The organism is Limnohabitans sp. MORI2 (assembly GCF_027925025.1).
Lineage (GTDB): Bacteria > Pseudomonadota > Gammaproteobacteria > Burkholderiales > Burkholderiaceae_C > Limnohabitans.
The window spans coordinates 2,630,143-2,649,037 of record NZ_AP027058.1 but is presented as its reverse complement, the minus strand read 5'-3'; the positions used below and the strand labels follow the sequence as shown (position 1 = coordinate 2,649,037).

The 18,895-nt window shown below is 54.9% G+C and carries 16 protein-coding genes and 2 pseudogenes; 13 read left to right on the top strand and 5 right to left on the bottom strand.

Annotation, left to right across the window (positions count from 1 at the left end):
- The first annotated feature begins 105 nt into the window (after positions 1-105).
- The 8 genes from rpmH to lptC all read left to right on the top strand — a co-directional run bounded on the left by rpmH (position 106) and on the right by lptC (position 6,397).
- Complete coding sequence (rpmH, locus tag QMG27_RS12685; protein ID WP_005798102.1) at positions 106-240, top strand: 50S ribosomal protein L34; 135 nt, start codon at positions 106-108, stop codon at positions 238-240.
- Between the two features lie 3 nt (positions 241-243).
- A complete protein-coding gene (locus tag QMG27_RS12680; protein WP_281811878.1) occupies positions 244-678 on the top strand; it encodes a ribonuclease P protein component in 435 nt (144 codons plus the stop codon).
- Positions 675-938 (top strand): membrane protein insertion efficiency factor YidD, encoded by a 264-nt coding sequence (yidD, locus tag QMG27_RS12675; protein WP_281811876.1) that lies wholly within the window; start codon positions 675-677, stop codon positions 936-938. Before QMG27_RS12680 ends, yidD begins: the two co-directional genes overlap by 4 nt.
- Positions 935-2,641: a membrane protein insertase YidC gene (gene yidC, locus QMG27_RS12670; RefSeq protein ID WP_281811874.1), complete on the top strand. Its 1,707-nt coding sequence runs from the start codon at positions 935-937 to the stop codon at positions 2,639-2,641. Before yidD ends, yidC begins: the two co-directional genes overlap by 4 nt.
- Positions 2,642-2,711: 70 nt before the next feature.
- Complete coding sequence (mnmE, locus tag QMG27_RS12665) at positions 2,712-4,151, top strand: tRNA uridine-5-carboxymethylaminomethyl(34) synthesis GTPase MnmE (protein WP_281811872.1); 1,440 nt, start codon at positions 2,712-2,714, stop codon at positions 4,149-4,151.
- Between the two features lie 25 nt (positions 4,152-4,176).
- The gene (locus QMG27_RS12660; protein ID WP_281811870.1) at positions 4,177-5,190 is read left to right on the top strand and encodes a KpsF/GutQ family sugar-phosphate isomerase; all 1,014 of its coding nucleotides are present in this window, start codon (positions 4,177-4,179) and stop codon (positions 5,188-5,190) included.
- On the top strand, positions 5,190-5,744 hold the full coding sequence (locus QMG27_RS12655) for an HAD hydrolase family protein (RefSeq protein WP_281811868.1): 555 nt from the start codon (positions 5,190-5,192) through the stop codon (positions 5,742-5,744). The genes QMG27_RS12660 and QMG27_RS12655 overlap by 1 nt, the downstream gene beginning before the upstream one ends.
- A complete protein-coding gene (gene lptC / locus QMG27_RS12650) occupies positions 5,741-6,397 on the top strand; it encodes an LPS export ABC transporter periplasmic protein LptC (RefSeq protein WP_281811865.1) in 657 nt (218 codons plus the stop codon). The genes QMG27_RS12655 and lptC overlap by 4 nt, the downstream gene beginning before the upstream one ends.
- A gap of 47 nt (positions 6,398-6,444) precedes the next feature.
- On the opposite strand, the gene QMG27_RS12645 is transcribed toward lptC, so the two are convergent.
- Together QMG27_RS12645 and QMG27_RS12640 are read right to left on the bottom strand one after the other, a co-directional pair.
- Positions 6,445-6,858 (bottom strand): RNA-binding protein, encoded by a 414-nt coding sequence (locus QMG27_RS12645; RefSeq protein ID WP_281811863.1) that lies wholly within the window; start codon positions 6,856-6,858, stop codon positions 6,445-6,447.
- 193 nt (positions 6,859-7,051) lie between these two features.
- On the bottom strand, positions 7,052-8,254 hold the full coding sequence (locus QMG27_RS12640; protein ID WP_281811861.1) for an ammonium transporter: 1,203 nt from the start codon (positions 8,252-8,254) through the stop codon (positions 7,052-7,054).
- Between the two features lie 121 nt (positions 8,255-8,375).
- Here QMG27_RS12640 and QMG27_RS12635 point away from each other — a divergent pair.
- Positions 8,376-8,924 (top strand): annotated as a pseudogene (locus QMG27_RS12635) (TMEM165/GDT1 family protein); the annotation flags it as partial.
- A 117-nt stretch (positions 8,925-9,041) separates the two neighbouring features.
- On the opposite strand, the gene gap (QMG27_RS12630) reads toward QMG27_RS12635, so the two are convergent.
- From gap (QMG27_RS12630) to tkt, 3 genes are all read right to left on the bottom strand, one after another.
- Entirely contained in the window at positions 9,042-10,040 is a 999-nt protein-coding gene (gap, locus tag QMG27_RS12630; RefSeq protein ID WP_281811859.1) for a type I glyceraldehyde-3-phosphate dehydrogenase, read from the bottom strand.
- A gap of 150 nt (positions 10,041-10,190) precedes the next feature.
- The gene (gene gap / locus QMG27_RS12625) at positions 10,191-11,195 is read right to left on the bottom strand and encodes a type I glyceraldehyde-3-phosphate dehydrogenase (RefSeq protein ID WP_281811857.1); all 1,005 of its coding nucleotides are present in this window, start codon (positions 11,193-11,195) and stop codon (positions 10,191-10,193) included.
- A 115-nt stretch (positions 11,196-11,310) separates the two neighbouring features.
- On the bottom strand, positions 11,311-13,383 hold the full coding sequence (tkt, locus tag QMG27_RS12620) for a transketolase (RefSeq protein ID WP_281811855.1): 2,073 nt from the start codon (positions 13,381-13,383) through the stop codon (positions 11,311-11,313).
- 89 nt (positions 13,384-13,472) lie between these two features.
- Between tkt and QMG27_RS12615 the strand changes: the two genes are divergently transcribed.
- From QMG27_RS12615 to QMG27_RS12600, 4 genes and pseudogenes are all read left to right on the top strand, one after another.
- Positions 13,473-14,249 carry a nucleotidyltransferase family protein gene (locus QMG27_RS12615; protein ID WP_281811853.1) on the top strand — a complete coding sequence of 259 codons (777 nt, stop codon included), beginning with the start codon at positions 13,473-13,475 and terminating at the stop codon, positions 14,247-14,249.
- 16 nt (positions 14,250-14,265) lie between these two features.
- Complete coding sequence (locus tag QMG27_RS12610) at positions 14,266-15,666, top strand: aminopeptidase P N-terminal domain-containing protein (protein WP_281811851.1); 1,401 nt, start codon at positions 14,266-14,268, stop codon at positions 15,664-15,666.
- Between the two features lie 147 nt (positions 15,667-15,813).
- Positions 15,814-18,123, top strand: coding sequence for an NADP-dependent malic enzyme (locus QMG27_RS12605; protein ID WP_281811849.1), 2,310 nt, complete (start codon positions 15,814-15,816; stop codon positions 18,121-18,123).
- 154 nt (positions 18,124-18,277) lie between these two features.
- Positions 18,278-18,667, top strand: a pseudogene (locus QMG27_RS12600) (barstar family protein); the annotation flags it as partial.
- Positions 18,668-18,895 lie beyond the last annotated feature (228 nt).

Sequence of the window (18,895 nt, the reverse complement as noted above, 5' to 3'; positions counted from 1 at the left end):
AAACCAGTTAAAAAGAGAATGAATAAAAGCCAGCAAGTACCCTAAAAATTTGAGATAATCATTGGTTTCCCTGATCTCTTCAGGGCTTAGCTTTTTGGAAAAATCATGAAACGCACTTATCAACCTTCTAAAACTCGCCGCGCCCGTACACACGGCTTTTTGGTCCGTATGAAAACACGCGGTGGCCGCGCTGTGATCAACGCTCGTCGCGCCAAAGGTCGCAAGCGTCTGGCTGTCTAATCTTTGACCACTGAACAGGCCCGCGACCCAAGCGCCGTGGAACGTCTGCAGCAGTGGTCAGAATTTCAGGCCGTCATGTCGGCAGGGACTGTGGCACGTACGCCGCATTTTGTGTTGCACCAGTGGCAACACCCTGCCAAAGCCTCTACAGGGTCTGGGTTTGAAGAAACCCCGGCCCTGTTTGTCGATGGTGTATTGATGATGGGCGCGCTCACACCTAAACGGTGGGCCAAGCGCGCGGTCACTCGCAACATGATTCGACGTCAAATTCATGCGGTTTCGCACGAGTTTGAAAAGGGCTTGAAACCTACAGCCTATGTGGTTCGCTTGCGGGCAACGTTTAATCCCCAAAAGTTTGTGAGTGCATCTTCGGATGTGTTGAAACAAACAGTGCGTGAAGAACTCAAACAATTGTTTGGATATGTGAGCGCCGCATGATGCAGTCATTTTTGATGATGGTGGTGCGTGGGTATCGTTTGCTCTTGAGCCCTTGGCTTGGGTTTTCGTGTCGGTTTGAGCCCACGTGCTCGGCGTATTCGCTGCAAGCGTTAGAGTTGCACGGCGCTGCGCGTGGCAGTTATTTGACCTTGCGTCGTTTGGCACGGTGCCATCCTTGGTGCATAGGCGGGCACGATCCTGTTCCCCCTGCTTTGTTTAGCTCTTTGACCTCTTCCAACGCCGGAAAGAAAACTTCATGAACGATATTCGCCGCACCATTTTGTGGGTGATCTTTGGTTTTTCCATGGTTCTTTTGTGGGACCAATGGCAAGTCCATAACGGAAACAAAGCCACATTTTTTCCAACACCTGCACAACAAGTAAAAGTTGCGGCTGATGCAGCCTCAGCTGTGCCACAAGCCGCAGGTGTACCTACAGCAGTTGCCCCGCAAGCTGCAGTGTCAGTGCCCGCAGTTGAGACACGTGCTGCGTCTAAAGAGTTGGTGCAAGTCGAAACAGATTTGTTCAAACTCAGCTTTGATACCGAAGGCGGCACGTTGGCTCGCGTCGAGTTGTTGAAGCACGAAGACGAACAAAAGCCTGGCCACAAAATTGTGTTGTTGGATGACAGCAAAGAACGCATCTACACCGCACAAACAGGCTTGATTTCAAGCATTCCTGGCGTGGCATTGCCCACACACAAATCAGTGATGACCGTTCGTCCCGGCGCGCGCAAACTCAAAGACGGCGACAACGAGTTGTCCATCACGTTTGAGTCGGCTGCACAGAATGGTGTGAAGTTGGTCAAGACCTACACCGTCAAACGCGGCGCGTATGACATGGCCGTGAAGCACGACATCGTCAACACAGGTTCACAAGACGTAGCACCCCAGTTGTATTTCCAATTGGTGCGTGATGGCAATAAGCCAGTGGGTGAGTCCTCGTTCTATTCGACCTTCACAGGCCCTGCGATTTACACGGAAGCCAAGAAGTACCAAAAGGTCGAGTTCGCAGACATCAAGAAGAAAAAAGTCGATGTCGAAAAACAATCCAACACCGGCTACATCGCCATGGTGCAGCATTACTTTGCGAGTGCTTGGATCTTGCCTGATGACATGAATCGTGACATCTCTATTGATGCAGTGGACATCGGCTCGACCATGCCCGACTGCTGCTACCGCGTAACCGCGATCTCTCCTTTGGAAGTGATCAAGCCAGGCCAAACGAAGAGCGTTTCTGCTACTTTCTATGCCGGCCCACAAGAAGAGAAAAAACTCGAAGCTCTTTACCCAGGCTTGGAGCTGGTCAAAGACTATGGTTGGTTGACCATTTTGGCCAAGCCCTTGTTCTGGTTGTTGCATCAACTCAACAACATCTTGGGTAACTGGGGTTGGTCGATTGTTAGCTTGGTGGTCTTGCTCAAAGCAGCTTTCTACTGGTTGAATGCCCACGCTTACCAAAGCATGGCCAAGATGAAAGCCATCAATCCAAAAATCATGGAAATGCGTGAGCGTCTCAAAGACAACCCACAGCAAATGCAAATGGAGATGATGAAGATTTACCGCGAAGAGAAGGTCAACCCCATGGGTGGTTGCTTGCCTATCGCGTTGCAAATCCCCGTGTTCATTGCCCTGTACTGGGTGTTGTTGTCGACCGTTGAAATTCGCAATGCCCCTTGGTTGGGTTGGATCCATGACTTGTCTGCTCCAGATCCATTCTTCATCTTGCCTTTGGTGATGACGCTGACCACATTGCTGCAAACGGCATTGAATCCCGCGCCACCAGACCCTATGCAGGCCAAGATGATGTGGATCATGCCGTTGGCTTTCAGCGTGATGTTCTTCTTCTTCCCTGCGGGCTTGGTGCTGTACTGGATCACCAACAACGTGTTGTCGATTGCCCAGCAATGGGTGATCAATACGCGTATGGGTGTGCCACCACAATTCAACTTGCCAAAGTTCTAAACGAACACGTGCTAAGCCCAAAGCCCGCCTCCTTCATCGGTTGGCGGGTTTTTTTCTAGACAATCAAACCATGCTTGCTCAACATGACGCCCCCATCATTGCCATCGCCACTGCCCCTGGGCGTGGCGCAGTGGGCATCGTGCGTGTCAGCGGAAAACAATTGAGTGCCCTGGTCCAAGCTGTGTGTGGACGAGGACTCAAACCACGTGAAGCGACGTATTTGCCATTGCTGGATGAAAGTGGCGCACCAATTGACCATGTGCTTGCATTGCACTTTCCTGGTCCCAATAGCTACACAGGCGAAGATGTGCTGGAGCTCCAAGCGCACGGGGGACCCGTGGTGCTACAGCTTATCGTGGCGCGTTGTTTGCAAGTTGCAGCGACGTTAGATGCACAACAAAAACCATTGCTTGCTGGCTTACGGTTGGCACAACCGGGCGAATTCACGCAACGAGCCTTTTTGAATCACAAACTTGATCTGGCACAAGCAGAAGCCGTCGCTGATTTGATTGATGCCAGCACTGAAGCTGCAGCGCGAGGAGCGAGCCGCTCATTGGCGGGTGCTTTTTCCAAGGAGATACATCAGTTGCGCGATGCGCTCATTCATCTGCGCATGCTGGTCGAGGCCACGTTGGACTTTCCAGAAGAAGAGATCGACTTTTTAAAACAAGCCGATGCGCAAGGGCAGCTCCATCGCTTGCAAGACCAGCTTGCGCAAGTCATGACGCAAACCAAACAAGGTGCGTTGCTACGCGAAGGCATCCGTGTGGTGATTGCGGGCCAACCTAACGCAGGTAAAAGCTCGTTGCTCAACGCGCTTGCAGGCGCAGAGCTGGCCATCGTCACACCCATCGCAGGCACCACGCGAGATGTGGTGCAACAAACCATTCAAATTGAAGGCGTACCCTTGCATGTGGTTGATACCGCAGGCTTGCGTGACCATCCTGATGTGGACGAGGTAGAGCGCATAGGCATTGCCCGTGCGTGGGATCAAATAAGCCAAGCTGATGCTGTGCTGTTTTTGCATGACCTTACTCGCCAAGATGACGCCACCTATGCGGCAGCAGAAGCGCAAATTCAACAAACATTGGACGAAAAATTAGACAACCATGTGCCCGTTCTGCATTTGTGGAACAAGGCCGATGCACATAAGTTCGCCAGTCCGCCGGATATCCAAGGAAATGACACGCAAACAATGCACTTGATGTTGTCTGCTAAAACTGGGGAAGGCTTACCCGCTTTGCGACAAAAGCTCTTGAATGTGGTGGGTTGGCAAGGCGGCGGCTCAGAAGGCATGTTCATGGCGCGTGAGCGCCATGTGCAAGCGTTGCGAGAGTTGGATGAACACCTGATGTTGGCCAATGCCAGTTTGCAAGCTGCCGTACCAGCGCTTGACTTGTTGGCTGAAGAGCTACGCTTGGGCCAAAACGCACTTAACAGCATCACGGGCGAATTTACGCCAGACGACTTATTGGGCGTGATCTTCACCAGTTTTTGCATCGGCAAATAAACGCCCTCTCCGATAAAATTCACCCATGACCCAAAACTCGGCACACATCACAGGCGCAAGTGCAAAGGTGGATGACCAACGCATCTTGCAACTGGCACATGAAACCTTAGAAATAGAGGCAGATGCCGTACGGCATTTGCGCAACGGTCTCTCGCCAAGTTTTGTGCAGGCAGTTCACGCCATTCTTAAAGTCACAGGCCGCGTGGTGGTGATGGGAATGGGCAAAAGTGGACATGTAGGCCGAAAAATCACGGCAACATTGGCCTCTACAGGCACGCCAGCGATGTTTGTACATCCAGCCGAAGCCAGCCATGGTGACTTAGGCATGGTCAAAGAAGCCGACTTGGTGATCGCTATTTCAAACAGTGGCGAGAGCGACGAGTTGGCCGCCATCCTCCCAGTGCTCAAGCGCCAGGGCGTGCCCTTGGTGGCGCTCACGGGTGGCGCGCAATCGACCTTGGCGAGCCATGCTGACATTGTTCTCAACACCGGTGTGCTCAAAGAGGCTTGTCCGCTCAACTTGGCCCCTACGGCGAGTACCACGGCGCAAATGGCCATGGGTGATGCGCTGGCGGTTGCTTTGCTGGATGCACGAGGCTTCAAGGCTGAAGACTTTGCGCGCTCCCATCCCGGGGGGGCATTGGGCCGCCGCTTACTCACGCATGTGAGCGATGTCATGCGCAGCGGTGATGCCGTGCCACGCGTGTTGCCCAGTGTGAGTTTCAGCGATCTGATGCGCGAGATGAGCGTCAAAGGCCTTGGCGCTTCAGCGATTGTGGACGTCAACCAAAAAGTCTTAGGTATCTTTACCGACGGCGATTTGCGTCGTTTGATCGAGACAGGCACCGACATGCGTCAGCTCACGGCTGAACAGGTCATGCATGCCAATCCACGTACGGTTCGCTCTAATGCGTTGGCCGCAGAAGCGGCAGAGCTGATGGAGTTGCACCGAATCACCAGCGTGCTGGTGGTAGACGAGCAAGGGACATTGTGCGGAGCGATCAACACAAACGACCTGATGCGCGCGAAAGTGATTTGATGAGCACACATACACCCGCATTGAACTTTGACCCTGCTTTGTTGTTGCGAGCACAAAATGTGCGCGTGGCCTTCTTCGACGTCGACGGCGTGCTCACCGATGGTGGCTTGTTGTTCACAGAAAACGGCGAAAGCATCAAGCGCTTTTGCACGCTCGATGGCCATGGCTTAAAGATGCTTCAAAAAGCGGGCATTACGCCTGCAGTGATTACCGGGCGTGACAGCGTGCCATTGCGAGCACGTCTCCAAGCGCTAGGCATCACGCACGTGCGTTACGGCACAGAAGATAAGGCACCCGCGGCTCAAGAAATTCTGCAAGAGCTGGGCCTAGATTGGTCGCAGGCCGCACACATGGGCGATGATTGGCCGGATCTGGCGGTCATGACGCGTGCGGCTTTTGCTTGTGCACCTAGCAATGCACAAGTAGAGGTTAAAGCGGTGGCGCATTACGTCACAGCCAAAGAAGGCGGTCACGGGGCTGCACGTGAGTTTTGTGATTTGCTGCTGGTGGCGAGCGGGCATTACGCCAAGCTATTGCACAGTTACTTGGCATGAGCACAACTGTTTCTTTGTCTTGGCTCATGCGTGTGCGTCGCATGTTTGACCGATTGGCGGTTTATTTGCCATTGGTCTTGATGGGGCTCATGGCGATGACGACATATTGGCTCGTGCGCAACACGCCCTCGATTGAAGACGCCGAGGCAGAGGCGCCGCTTAGGCATGTTCCTGACTATTTTCTCAACGACTTCTCTGTGAAAGTTTTTTCTGAGGAGGGGCGCTTAAAAAGTGAAGTGATCGGTGTTGAGGGGCGCCACTATCCAGACACGGATACGCTAGAAATTGATCTGCCCAATATCCGCGTGCTGAGCGTGGAAGGGCGTGTGACAACAGCGGTCGCCAAAAGAGGCTTAGTTAATGCCGACGGTACGGAGGCTCAACTTTTTGATAAGGCCGTGGTTGTTCGTGAGGCACATACAAACGAACAGGGGGTTCTCACACCAAGCAGTGAACTTCACAGTGATTTTTTGCACTTGTTTGCAGACACAGAGCAAGTTCAATCACATCTGCCTATCGTCTTGGTGCGTGGTTCGGGGGATCGATTCACTTCGCAAGACGGCATGCAGTATGACAACCTCGATCACGTCATGAAATTGACAGGACGCGTGCGCGGTACGTTATTGCCGCCCAAAGAGAAAAACAAACCATGAAAAAAGGCTCCCGAGGGAGCCTTTTGATTTCCAGTGAAGCAGATCGATCAGTAGCTGTTGCCACCACCGAAGCCGCCGCGACCACCGCCGCCTTCACGACGACCGCCGCCGTTACCGCCACCGCCGTAAGGGCTGCGGAAACCACCGCCGCCACCTTCACGACCGCCGCCGCCGAAACCACCACCAAAACCGCCTGAGCGGGGAGGACGTGGCTCCATGGGGCGTGCTTCGTTGACCACGAGGCTACGGCCACCCAAAGGCGCACCGTTCATGCCTTCGATCGCAGCTTGCGCTTCGGCATCGCTGCCCATTTCGACGAAACCAAAACCTTTAGAACGACCTGTGTCGCGCTCCATCATCACTTTGGCGCTGGTCACAGAACCAAATTGACCGAAAGATTGCTCGAGGTCGTTGTCGCGTACCGAGTATGGCAAGTTGCCAACGTACAGTTTGTTGCCCATGAAAGGGACTCCTTAAAACACATAAAACTAAGCGATGGAGTCCCGAACCGAAACTGACCTATCACCAAATACAACCGAGCAGATGCAAGCACCCGCAAAGCTGCGGCCATTATGGAGCACAAGTTGTCTAAATTACCAAGCGTTTACCAGTATTTAGATCAATTCATCCCCGAAAAACCACAGTTCGGTGTCTTTACCAACTCACTTCGCGGTCAGGGGATGCCGTGATTTTGTGGATCGTCAAGTCAGCGCCTTCAAATTCTTCCTCTTGGCTCATGCGTAAACCGATGGTCATTTTGAGTACGCCGTACACCACAAAACCGCCAGTCAACGCCCAAGCGACACCGATGGCTGTCCCAGCCAATTGCGCCGTGAAATTGATGCCACCGATACCGCCTAGGGCCTGCGTGCCAAAAATGCCAGCTGCGATGCCACCCCACGTGCCGCACAAACCATGCAAGGGCCACACGCCCAACACATCGTCAATGCGCCATTTGTTTTGCGTCAATGTGAACATCACAACAAAAATGCCACCGGCTACAGCGCCCACGACCAACGCGCCCATGGGGTGTATCAAATCAGAACCGGCACAGACAGCCACCAAGCCCGCCAAGGGGCCGTTGTGAACAAAGCCTGGATCGTTTTTGCCCATGATGAGTGCCACCAGTGTGCCCCCTACCATCGCCATCAACGAGTTCACGGCGACTAAGCCAGAAATCTTGTCGAGCGTTTGCGCGCTCATCACGTTAAAGCCAAACCAGCCCACGATCAAAATCCAAGCGCCTAAGGCGAGAAACGGGATGCTTGATGGGGGATGTGCGGAAATTGCACCATCTTTGCGGTAACGGTTGCTGCGTGCACCTAGCAAAAGAACGGCGGGCAATGCAATCCAGCCGCCTACGGCATGAACGACCACAGAGCCTGCGAAGTCGTGGAATTCATCGCCGGTTAACGCTTTGATCCATGCTTGAAAACCGAAGTGTTGATTCCACGCGATGCCCTCAAAGAAGGGGTACACAAATCCAACAATCACAGCTGTGGCAATTAATTGAGGCCAAAACTTGGCACGTTCGGCAATGCCGCCGGAGATGATGGCCGGGATAGCTGCAGCAAACGTTAGCAAGAAAAAGAACTTGACCAATTCGTAGCCGTTTTTATCGACCAATGATTCAGCACCCATCATGAAACTGGCGCCATAGGCCACGCCGTAGCCCACCACAAAGTACGCGAGGGTGGATACGCAAAAGTCCACCAAAATTTTGACCAATGCATTCACTTGGTTTTTGCGGCGAACTGTGCCCAGTTCTAAAAATGCGAAACCAGCATGCATGGCGAGCACCATGATGGCACCCAGCAGAATGAACAAAGCATCTGCGCCCTGTTTGTGTGCATCCATAAATCTAATCCTTGAAAATTGAACTTTTTTGGTGCGGTTTTGCACCTGTTTTTTGAGTTGCACCAGATGTAAGCAAAAAATGCACCAAAAGTTCAAAAACGCCGCGCGGTAGGATCAAAACATGGAAGCTTTTCTGATCTCTACAGGCATTGTCGCCCTTGCCGAAATAGGCGATAAAACCCAACTTTTATCTCTTGTATTGGCCGCGCGTTTTCGCAAACCATGGCCCATCGTTTGGGGCATTTTGGTCGCTACGTTGGCTAACCACGCACTGGCGGGAGGACTGGGTGCTTGGGTGACGCAGCTCATGGGGCCAACTGCACTGCGTTGGGTGTTGGGTGTGTCCTTTTTGGCCATGGCCGCATGGATGCTGGTGCCTGACGAGTTAGATGACGATGATGCGGAAGTCACGCCTAAGTTTGGCGTGTTTGGCACAACCGTTGTTGCGTTTTTCTTAGCCGAGATGGGCGATAAAACTCAAATCGCCACGGTGATGCTTGCTGCTGAATATCCGTCGTGGCTCTGGGTGGTGGCGGGCACAACGCTGGGCATGATGTTGGCCAATGCGCCAGTGGTGTGGTTTGGCGAACGCATCACGCGGCTTTTGCCGCTGATGTGGGTGCATCGCCTCAGCGCGGCGGTTTTTGTGGTGCTGGGTGTGTTGGTGCTGTTGGGCAGCGAATCGCCTGAGACGCACCGCTCGTCAAACGACGCGACATTACAAACGCCGGCTGCGAATGAGCAGCCGGCCTCTGCAGCATCAAGCGCGCCGTGAACACCCAGGTGTTCATTGGCCGATGACGCGGACCATTTCTAAGCACTTGTTGGAATAGCCCCACTCGTTGTCGTACCAGCTGACGACTTTGAGGAACGTGCCGTCTAAGGCAAGACCTGCTTCGGCGTCGAACACAGAGGTACAAGACTCGCCCCGGAAATCGGTGGACACCACTTTTTCATCCGTGTAACCCAGTACGCCTTTCAGGGCTCCTTCGCTTTGCGCTTTCATTTCCGCGCAAATCTCTTGGTATGAGGCTTGGTTGCTCAATTCAACGGTCAAATCCACGACGGACACATCGGAGGTTGGCACGCGAAAAGCCATACCGGTGAGTTTGCCTTTGACTTCAGGAATTACCACACCCACGGCCTTGGCGGCGCCAGTGCTGGAAGGAATGATGTTTTCCAAAATGCCGCGGCCGCCACGCCAATCCTTGTTCGAGGGGCCGTCCACGGTTTTTTGTGTGGCGGTGGTGGCATGCACGGTGGTCATTAAGCCGCGTTTGATGCCCCACTTGTCATTCAGCACCTTGGCCACAGGCGCCAAACAATTGGTGGTGCATGAGGCGTTCGAGATGATGGGTTGACCCGCGTACGTGGCGTGGTTCACGCCATAAACAAACATGGGGGTGTCGTCTTTGGACGGCGCTGACATCAACACCTTCTTGGCGCCCGCTGCCAAATGCTTTTCGGCGCTGGCGTGGTCTAAAAAGAGGCCCGTGGATTCCACCACCACATCTGCGCCAATCTCGTGCCATTTCAAGGCGGCAGGGTCGCGTTCTTGGGTGAGGCGAATGCGCTTTCCGTTGACGATGAGGTGGTTACCGTCGACCGACACCTCACCTTGAAAGCGGCCATGTACGCTGTCGTATTTGAGCATGTAGGCCAGGTAATCGGGTTCCAACAAGTCGTTGATTCCCACCACTTCAATGTCGTGAAAGTTTTGAATCGCAGCGCGAAACACCATACGTCCGATGCGTCCAAAGCCGTTGATGCCGATTTTGATGGTCATGTTTGTCTCCTCAGAATGGCTACATTGTATGAAACTTTGTTACATAAATACAAGAGAAATTACGTATCTTTTTTACGGCGTATCCACAGGTTGTTTGAGCCAGACGAAAAAAAGGCGCCTTCAGGCGCCTTTTTGGGAATGGGACATTGCTTACTTCTTGGCGACGACGCGAATCATCTCTAAGCATTGCTTGGCATAGCCCCACTCGTTGTCGTACCAAGCGACAACTTTCATGAACGTCTTGTCCATGGCGATGCCAGCGGTGGCATCAAACACAGAGGCGCATGGTTCACCACGGAAGTCGGTGGACACCACTTTGTCTTCGGTGTAACCCAACACGCCTTTGAGCGCGCCCAAGCTTTGAGCCTTCATCTCGGCGCACACCTCTTCATAGCTGGCTTCTTTTTCTAGCTCAATGGTCAAGTCCACCACAGACACGTCCGAGGTTGGCACGCGGAAAGCCATGCCCGTGATCTTTTGATTCACTTCGGGAATCACTTTGCCCACAGCCTTGGCTGCGCCAGTGCTGGAAGGAATGATGTTTTCCAAAATGCCACGGCCGCCGCGCCAGTCTTTGCGAGACGAGCTGTCGACAGTCGCTTGACTGGCAGTGGCCGCATGCACCGTGGTCATCAAACCGCGCTTGATGCCCCATTTGTCGTTCAACACTTTGACCACAGGGGCCAAGCAGTTGGTCGTGCATGAGGCGTTGGAGACGATGGTTTCGCCTGCATATTTTTGGTGGTTCACGCCGTACACAAACATGGGCACGCTGTCCTTGGACGGGGCTGAGATCACGACCTTTTTTGCGCCTGCGTCGATGTGCAACTGGCAGGTGGGTTCGGTCAGGAAGTGGCCTGTGCACTCAAGCACGATGTCCACGCCCATGGCGCCCCAACGGAGGTTGCTGGCATCCCGTTCGTGCGAGAGCTGGATTTTCTTTCCGTTGACGATCAGCGCGTCTTCGGTGTGCTCGACAGTGCCCTCAAAACGGCCATGCACGCTGTCGTACTTGAGCATGTAAGCCAAGTAGTCTGCAGACTTGGGGTCATTGATACCCACGACTTCGATGTCGCTGTAGCCGTGCTTGAGCGCTGCACGCAGTGCCAAGCGGCCAATACGGCCAAAGCCGTTGATGCCGATTTTGATGGTCATGTAAAGCCTTAAGGAGGAAGTTAAAAACCTTTAATTCACCAGTTTGTAGACCATTCGCCTTTCACGAGGCTGATCAAGGGCGCCCTTCGAAATAAGAGCCCCTCTGGTTAACGACTTAAGCGTGCTTTTGCAGCGCCGCTTGAACCGTATCGGCCACGTTTTCTGGCGTGAAACCGAAGTGTTTGAACAAAACAGGGGCAGGGGCAGATTCGCCGTAGGTGTCGATGCCGACCACAGCGGACACGCCGTATTTCCACCAACCGTCGGTCGAGCCCATTTCTACCGCCACGCGTGGCACGCCAGCGGGCAACACAGCCGATTTGTAGGCCACGCTTTGGCGGTCAAAAGTGGTCGTGCTGGGCACTGACACCACGCGCACAGCAATCTTGCGCTCGGCCAGCAGGGCTTGTGCTTTCAACGCCAGCTGCACTTCAGAGCCGGTGGCCATGATGACGGCTTGTGCCTTTTTCTTGATGCCCACTTCGCTTGGCTCAGCCAGCACGTAAGCGCCTTTGTTGATGGCGTCGAGGCCAGAGATGTCGCCCGCCGTTTTGTGCGGGGCGGCATCGCCTTTTGGCAAATAAGGTAGGTTTTGACGGCTCAACAACAAAGCGGTTGGGCGGCTGGTGTTCTGCAAAGCCACGGCCCAAGCCACCGCCGTTTCGGCTGTGTCGGCAGGGCGCCACACATCGAGGTTAGGAATTAAGCGCAGCGAAGCGGCGTGTTCGATGGATTGGTGGGTCGGGCCGTCTTCGCCCAAGCCGATGGAGTCATGGGTGAACACATGCACCACGCGCTGCTTCATCAGCGCGGCCATGCGGATGGCGTTGCGTGAGTAGTCGCTGAACGTGAGGAACGTGCCGCCGTAGGGGATGAAACCACCGTGCAACGCCACGCCGTTCATGATGGCGGCCATGCCGAACTCGCGCACGCCGTAGTTGATGTGGCGGCCACCTTGGCTAGCGTCGTTTTTCACCACATGGCCCGCCGCGTCAAAGCGCAGGTTGGGGGTGGACTTGGTGTTGGTCAGGTTTGAGCCAGTCAAGTCGGCGCTGCCACCCAAGAGTTCGGGCAGCGCGGCGGTGAAGTGCTCCAGTGCCAATTGGCTAGCTTTGCGGCTGGCTACGGTTTCGGCTTTGGTGTGCGCGTCGATCACCGTGTCGACCACGGTTTGCGCAAAGTTCTTGGGCAGCTCGCCCGCCATGCGGCGTTGCAGTTCAGCGGCCAGTTCGGGGTGAGCAGCTTTGTAGGCGGCGAAGGTTTGGTTCCACTCGGCTTCCTGGGCCTTGCCTTTGGCTTTGGCGTCCCAGTCAGCGTACACCTCGGCAGGCACTTCAAACGGGGCATGGTTCCAACCGATGGCGGCGCGTGTCAATGCAATCTCCTCAGCGCCCAAAGGTTCGCCGTGGGCCTTGGCCGTGTCCGCGCGGTTGGGGCTGCCTTTGCCAATGCTGGTTTTGCAAACGATCAGCGTTGGCTTGTCTGTGCTGAGCTTGGCCGAAGCAATCGCTTGGCTTACCACCGCAGCGTCGTGGCCGTTGATGGGGCCGATCACATTCCAGCCGTAAGACTTGAAACGCTCAGGTGTGTTGTCGGCAAACCATGGGGCCACTTGGCCGTCGATGGAAATGCCGTTGTCGTCGTACAAGGCGATGAGCTTGTTCAGCTTCCACGCACCTGCAAGTGAGCAGGCTTCGTGGCTGATGCCTTCCATCAAACAACCGTCGCCCATGAAGACGAAGGTGTGGTGGTTCACCACGTTGTGGCCATCGCGGTTGAATTCAGCGGCCAACAATTTTTCAGCCAATGCCATACCCACCGCGTTGGTGATGCCTTGGCCCAAGGGGCCAGTCGTTGTTTCAACGCCAGGGGTCACACCCACTTCGGGGTGACCGGCGGTTTTGCTGTGCAACACGCGGAAGCTTTTCAACTCGCTCATGGGCAAGTCATAACCGGTGAGGTGCAACAGTGCATAAATCAACATCGAGCCGTGACCGTTGGAGAGCACAAAGCGGTCGCGGTTCAACCATTGTGGGTTGATTGGGTTGTGATGCAGGTGATCGCCCCACAAAGCGACGGCCATATCGGCCATGCCCATGGGCGCGCCTGGGTGTCCTGAATTAGCAAGTTGTACAGCGTCCATTGCCAAGGCGCGAATTGCGCTGGCCATTTGTTGGGTGTTTGCCATGTCAGGCGACTCCGGTGGGTGTGTGAGGGAAAACCACGATTTTAGCGGTCTCGGGAGCCACGGCGGATGGCTCGCTACACTGCTTGTCGATGACAAAAAGCCCAGTTTCCACCTCTCATTCAACGGCACTGTTGCTGGCCGCAGGCCGTGGCGAGCGCATGCGCCCGTTGACCGACGCCACACCCAAACCACTGCTGCCCGTGCGTGGCCAACCACTCATGCAATGGGCGATGCAAGGCCTGCAGCGAGGCGGGGTTGAGAACTTGGTCATCAACACCGCATGGCTGGGTGAGCAAATTCCACAGTATTTTGGTGATGTGTTTGAAAGCGCCGGTCTTGCGCCGATGCATCTGCACTATTCGCAAGAAGGCGTGGATTTTGGTGGCGCGTTAGAGACGGCTGGCGGCATTGCCCGTGCGTTGCCTCAGTTGGCCGATGTGTTTTGGGTGGCTGCGGGCGATGTGTTTGCGCCAGACTTTGTGTTTGCGCCTGAGGCCTATGAGCGCTTCAAGACAAGCCCACAGCTTGCCCATATTTGGCTGGTGCCCAACCCCGAACACAACTTGGGCGGCGATTTTGGCCTTTCGGCCGATGGCTTGGCGTTGAATTTGTCCAAGTTGACGGCCCCCGCCAGAGACACAGAACAACCGCGCTACACCTTCAGCACAATTGCCCTTTACAAACGCGCCTTCTTTGAAGCCGCATGGTGCGACATTCCAGCGGGCAATCCCAACGGTGTGAAAGCCCCGCTAGCCGCCATGTTGCGCGCAGCGATGGACAATCATGCCGTGAGTGCGTCGCTCTACACAGGCGCGTGGACAGATGTGGGCACGCCCGAGCGTTTGGCACAACTCAATGCCGCCTGAACACACAAGGTAAGACATGACACACCCGATAGCACACGCTCAGATTTATGCCGCACGTCGCGCCCGTTTGGCTGCACAGCTGGGCGACGGTGGCGTGGCCATCATCCCCACCGCGCCCGAACGTGCGCGCAACCGTGACAGCGATTTTCCGTATCGCCACGACAGCTATTTTTATTACCTCACAGGCTTTACAGAGCCCAACGCCTGGCTGGTGTTAGATGCGTCGGGGCGCAGCACCTTGTTTTGCCAACCCAAGGATTTGGAACGCGAAATTTGGGATGGCTACCGTTTGGGGCCAGAGGCCGCTGTGGGTGTGCTGGGCGTGAATACTGCGCATTCGGTGACTGAGCTCGACAAGCTGTTGCCCAAGTTGCTAAAAAACCAACACACCGTTTGGTACCCGTTTGCTACGCATCAAGGTTTGGAAACACGCGTGGACGGTTGGCTCAACGCCGTGCGCGCTCGTGTGCGCTTTGGTGCTTTGTGCCCCGCGCATCAGCGCGATGTGTGCGGCCCATTGGACGAGCTGCGCTTGATCAAAGACGCACACGAACAAGACATCATGCGCCGTGCTGCGCACATCAGCGCACACGCGCATATCCGAGCGATGCAGACCAGCGCACGCATGTTGCGTGCAGGCCAAGACGTACGTGAGTACCACTTAGATGCGGAACTGTTGCACGAGTTCCGGATGCACGGTTCGCAGTTTCCGGCTTACACCTCTATCGTGGCGGCAGGCGCGAACGCGTGCGTGTTGCATTACCGTGCTGACGTAGCGCCAGTGCGCGATGGTGAATTGGTATTGATTGATGCTGGTTGCGAGTTGGATGGCTATGCGAGCGACATCACGCGCACGTTTCCTGCGAATGGCAAGTTCACAGGTGCGCAGCGCGATTTGTATAACTTGGTACTTGCCAGTCAAGATGCAGCCGTGCTCGCCACGAAGGCAGGCGCACGTTTCAATGACCCGCACGATGCAACAGTCAAAGTGCTGGCGCAGGGCTTGTTAGACCTAGGGCTGCTCAGCAAAGACAAACACGGCAACGCCCAAGATGTGATTGACACACGCGCCTACTTTTCGTTTTACATGCATCGCACCGGCCACTGGTTGGGCATGGATGTGCACGACTGCGGCAGCTATGTCGAACCTACCGAGCTCGGCCAAGTGAGCGAGCGCAAAGACCCCCTCTCGGGTGAAACCATCGTCAACCGACCCAGCCGCATCTTGCGTGAGGGCATGGTGCTGACCATTGAGCCGGGCTTGTATGTGCGGCCAGCTGAGGGCGTGCCTGAGGCGTTTTGGAATTTGGGCATTCGCATTGAGGACGATGCCATCGTCACTTCTAGCGGCTGCGAACTCATCACGCGTGGGGTGCCTGTGATCGCTGATGAGATTGAAGCGTTGATGCGTGGTTGATCTTTGCGAATAAGTAAAAACCATTGCCACCTGCGTACGCACATCCACGGACAAAGTGCCTTAGACACAGGCCTAAAATGAATTCATAAGCCAAGGCGACGATGCTTTTGCAAAGCACGTCGCCTTTTGCATCACAAGGAGATTTCTATGGGTTCCAACCAATCACACAACAGCACCGAGGCGCGTGCTGAACTGCGCCGCGCGGCACTTGAATACCACGAGTTTCCCACCCCCGGCAAAGTGGCGATTCACGCGACCAAGCAGTTGATCAACCAACATGATTTGGCCTTGGCGTACTCGCCCGGTGTGGCTGCGCCCTGTGAAGAAATCGTCAAAGACCCCAACAGTGCCTACAAGTACACCAGCAAAGGCAACTTGGTGGCGGTGATTTCCAATGGCACGGCGGTGTTGGGCTTGGGTGACATTGGCCCACTCGCTTCGAAGCCGGTGATGGAAGGTAAAGGCGTTCTGTTCAAGAAGTTTGCGGGCATCGATGTGTTCGACCTTGAAATTGACGAAAAGAACCTCGACAAGCTGGTCGACATCATTGCGGCGTTGGAGCCCACGTTTGGTGGTATCAACCTTGAAGACATCAAAGCGCCTGACTGCTTCTATGTGGAGCGCAAGTTGCGCGAGCGCATGAAGATCCCAGTCTTCCACGACGACCAGCACGGCACAGCCATCACCGTGGGTGCGGCCATTTTGAACGGACTCAAAGTCGCGGGTAAAGACCTCAAAACCGTCAAGCTCGTGACCTCGGGTGCCGGTGCAGCAGCCTTGGCTTGCTTGAACCTGTTGCTCAAGATGGGCATGCCTCGCCAAAACATTTTTGTCACTGACTTGGCTGGCGTCGTTTACGAAGGCCGCACCGAGTTGATGGACGAAGATAAGATTCAGTTCGCGCAAAAAACCGATGCCCGCACATTGTCCGAAATCATCGACGGCGCTGACGTGTTCTTGGGTCTGTCCGCAGGTGGCGTGCTCAAGCAAGACATGGTCAAGCGCATGGCGGCTAAGCCCATCATCATGGCGTTGGCTAATCCCAACCCAGAAATCACCCCCGAAGATGTGAAGGCCGTGCGCGACGACGCCATCATCGCCACGGGTCGCAGCGACTATCACAACCAAGTGAACAACGTGTTGTGCTTCCCCTATATCTTCCGAGGTGCCTTGGATGCAGGCGCGTCCACCATCACCGATGAGATGGAAATCGCGGCGGTTTATGCCATTGCCGAATTGGCGCAAGCCGAACAAAGCGAAGTGGTGGCTGCAGCCTATGCGGGCGAGACTTTGGCGTTTGGTCCTGAGTACCTCATTCCCAAACCGTTTGATCCACGCTTGATGATGAAGATCGCACCGGCTGTGGCGCAGGCGGCGGCAGACAGCGGTGTGGCCACACGTCCGATTCAAGACATGGAGGCCTACATCGAGAAGCTGCAAGGCTTTGTGTATGCCTCGGGCTCCATCATGAAGCCCATTTATGCCGCCGCCAAACGTGCGACCAAAAAACGCGTGTGCTACGCCGAGGGCGAAGAAGAGCGCGTCTTGCGTGCGGTGCAAATCGTGGTGGACGAGCGCTTGGCCAAGCCCACGTTGATTGGTCGTCCTGCCGTGATCGCCCAACGCGTTGAGAAGTTTGGCTTGCGCCTGAAAGAGGGTGTGGACTACGAAGTGGTCAATGTGGAACAAGACCACCGTTACCGCGACTTCTGGCAAACCTATTACAAGATGACGGCCCGCAAAGGGGTGACCGAGCAACTGGCCAAGATCGACATGCGTCGCCGCTTGTCCCTCATTGGCACCATGATGCTGCACAAAGGCGAAGTGGATGGCTTGATTTGTGGCACTTGGAGCACCCCGCTGACTCACTTGAACTACGTCAACCAAGTGATTGGCAACCGCAAAGGCGTGAGCACCTATGCCGCCATGAACGGCCTCATCTTGCCTGACCGCCAAGTCTTTTTGGTGGACACGCACATCAACTACGACCCCACCGCCGAACAGTTGGCTGAAATCACGGTGATGGCCGCCGAAGAGATGCGTCGTTTTGGTATTCAGCCCAAGGCTGCGTTGCTCTCTCACTCCAACTTTGGCAGCAGCGACCAGCCATCGGCCGTCAAGATGCGCGAAACCTTGGCGCTGGTCAAGAAAAAGGCGCCTTGGCTTGAAATCGACGGCGAAATGCATGGCGATGTGGCCTTGGATGGCCATGCCCGCGAAGCCCAAATGGCCGACACCACCTTGATTGGCGATGCCAATTTGTTGGTTTTACCAAATTTGGATGCCGCCAACATCGCTTACAACCTGCTCAAAACTGCGGCTGGCGGCAACATTGCCATTGGCCCAGTGCTCTTGGGTGCGGCCAAGCCGGTGCACATTTTGACGGCCAGCACCACCGTGCGTCGCATTGTGAACATGACCGCGTTGACCGTGGCAGATGCCAGCGCGGTCCGATAAGGCGGCTTTTTCTATCAAATTTAGCTAATTTTGGTTAAATAACCCCTCAAGGGCCCTCCAGAAATGGGTTGGGCCCTTGCTTTTTTGTTTCAATTCGAAGACACTTGCGCTTCCAATTTTCGGGTTAACCCGAACTAGAAACGAATAGATTCCCATGCCACTGCGTACCGTCAAAACCAATATCGTTCAATCCATCCGCGCTTTTCGCGTGCCCGATTTGCAAGAAGCCGCCAAAACCCTTGGCCACCATTTCCTTTATGTGAATTTGGCACAAGCCCAAAGCAAACAAGACATCTTGGACATCATTTCCAAAGAGTTCAACCTGTCCGCGACATCGAGCAAGAACTTTGACTCGCTGTACGACGGCATGACCGACCCCTTGCACAAGTCGGGTCCTCAGCCTGGTTTCATCTTGGTGTTGGAGCACATCCCTGCGCATGCCAAGTTTGACAAGGAAGCACGCGAACAATTGTTGGACATCTTCCGCGAAGCGGCAGACTACTGGTCAGATCGCAAAGTGGCCTTCCGCTGCTTCTATTCTTTCTCTGTGGCCCGCGTGCCATCGGCCGAAAAAGCGGGTGTGCCAGCTGAAGGCATTGAGTTGCTCGAAGAAGGCGAAAAAATGCCAACCGACAAGTTGGTCGACGTGTCACCCATGGCTTTGCGCATGAGCAGCCCGTTCAACGCTGGTTACTGGCAAACAGCGGCTTAATGGCTTTGCTGCTTCAACGCAGCGCCCAAAAACAAAACCCGTCGCAGGTAACTGCTGACG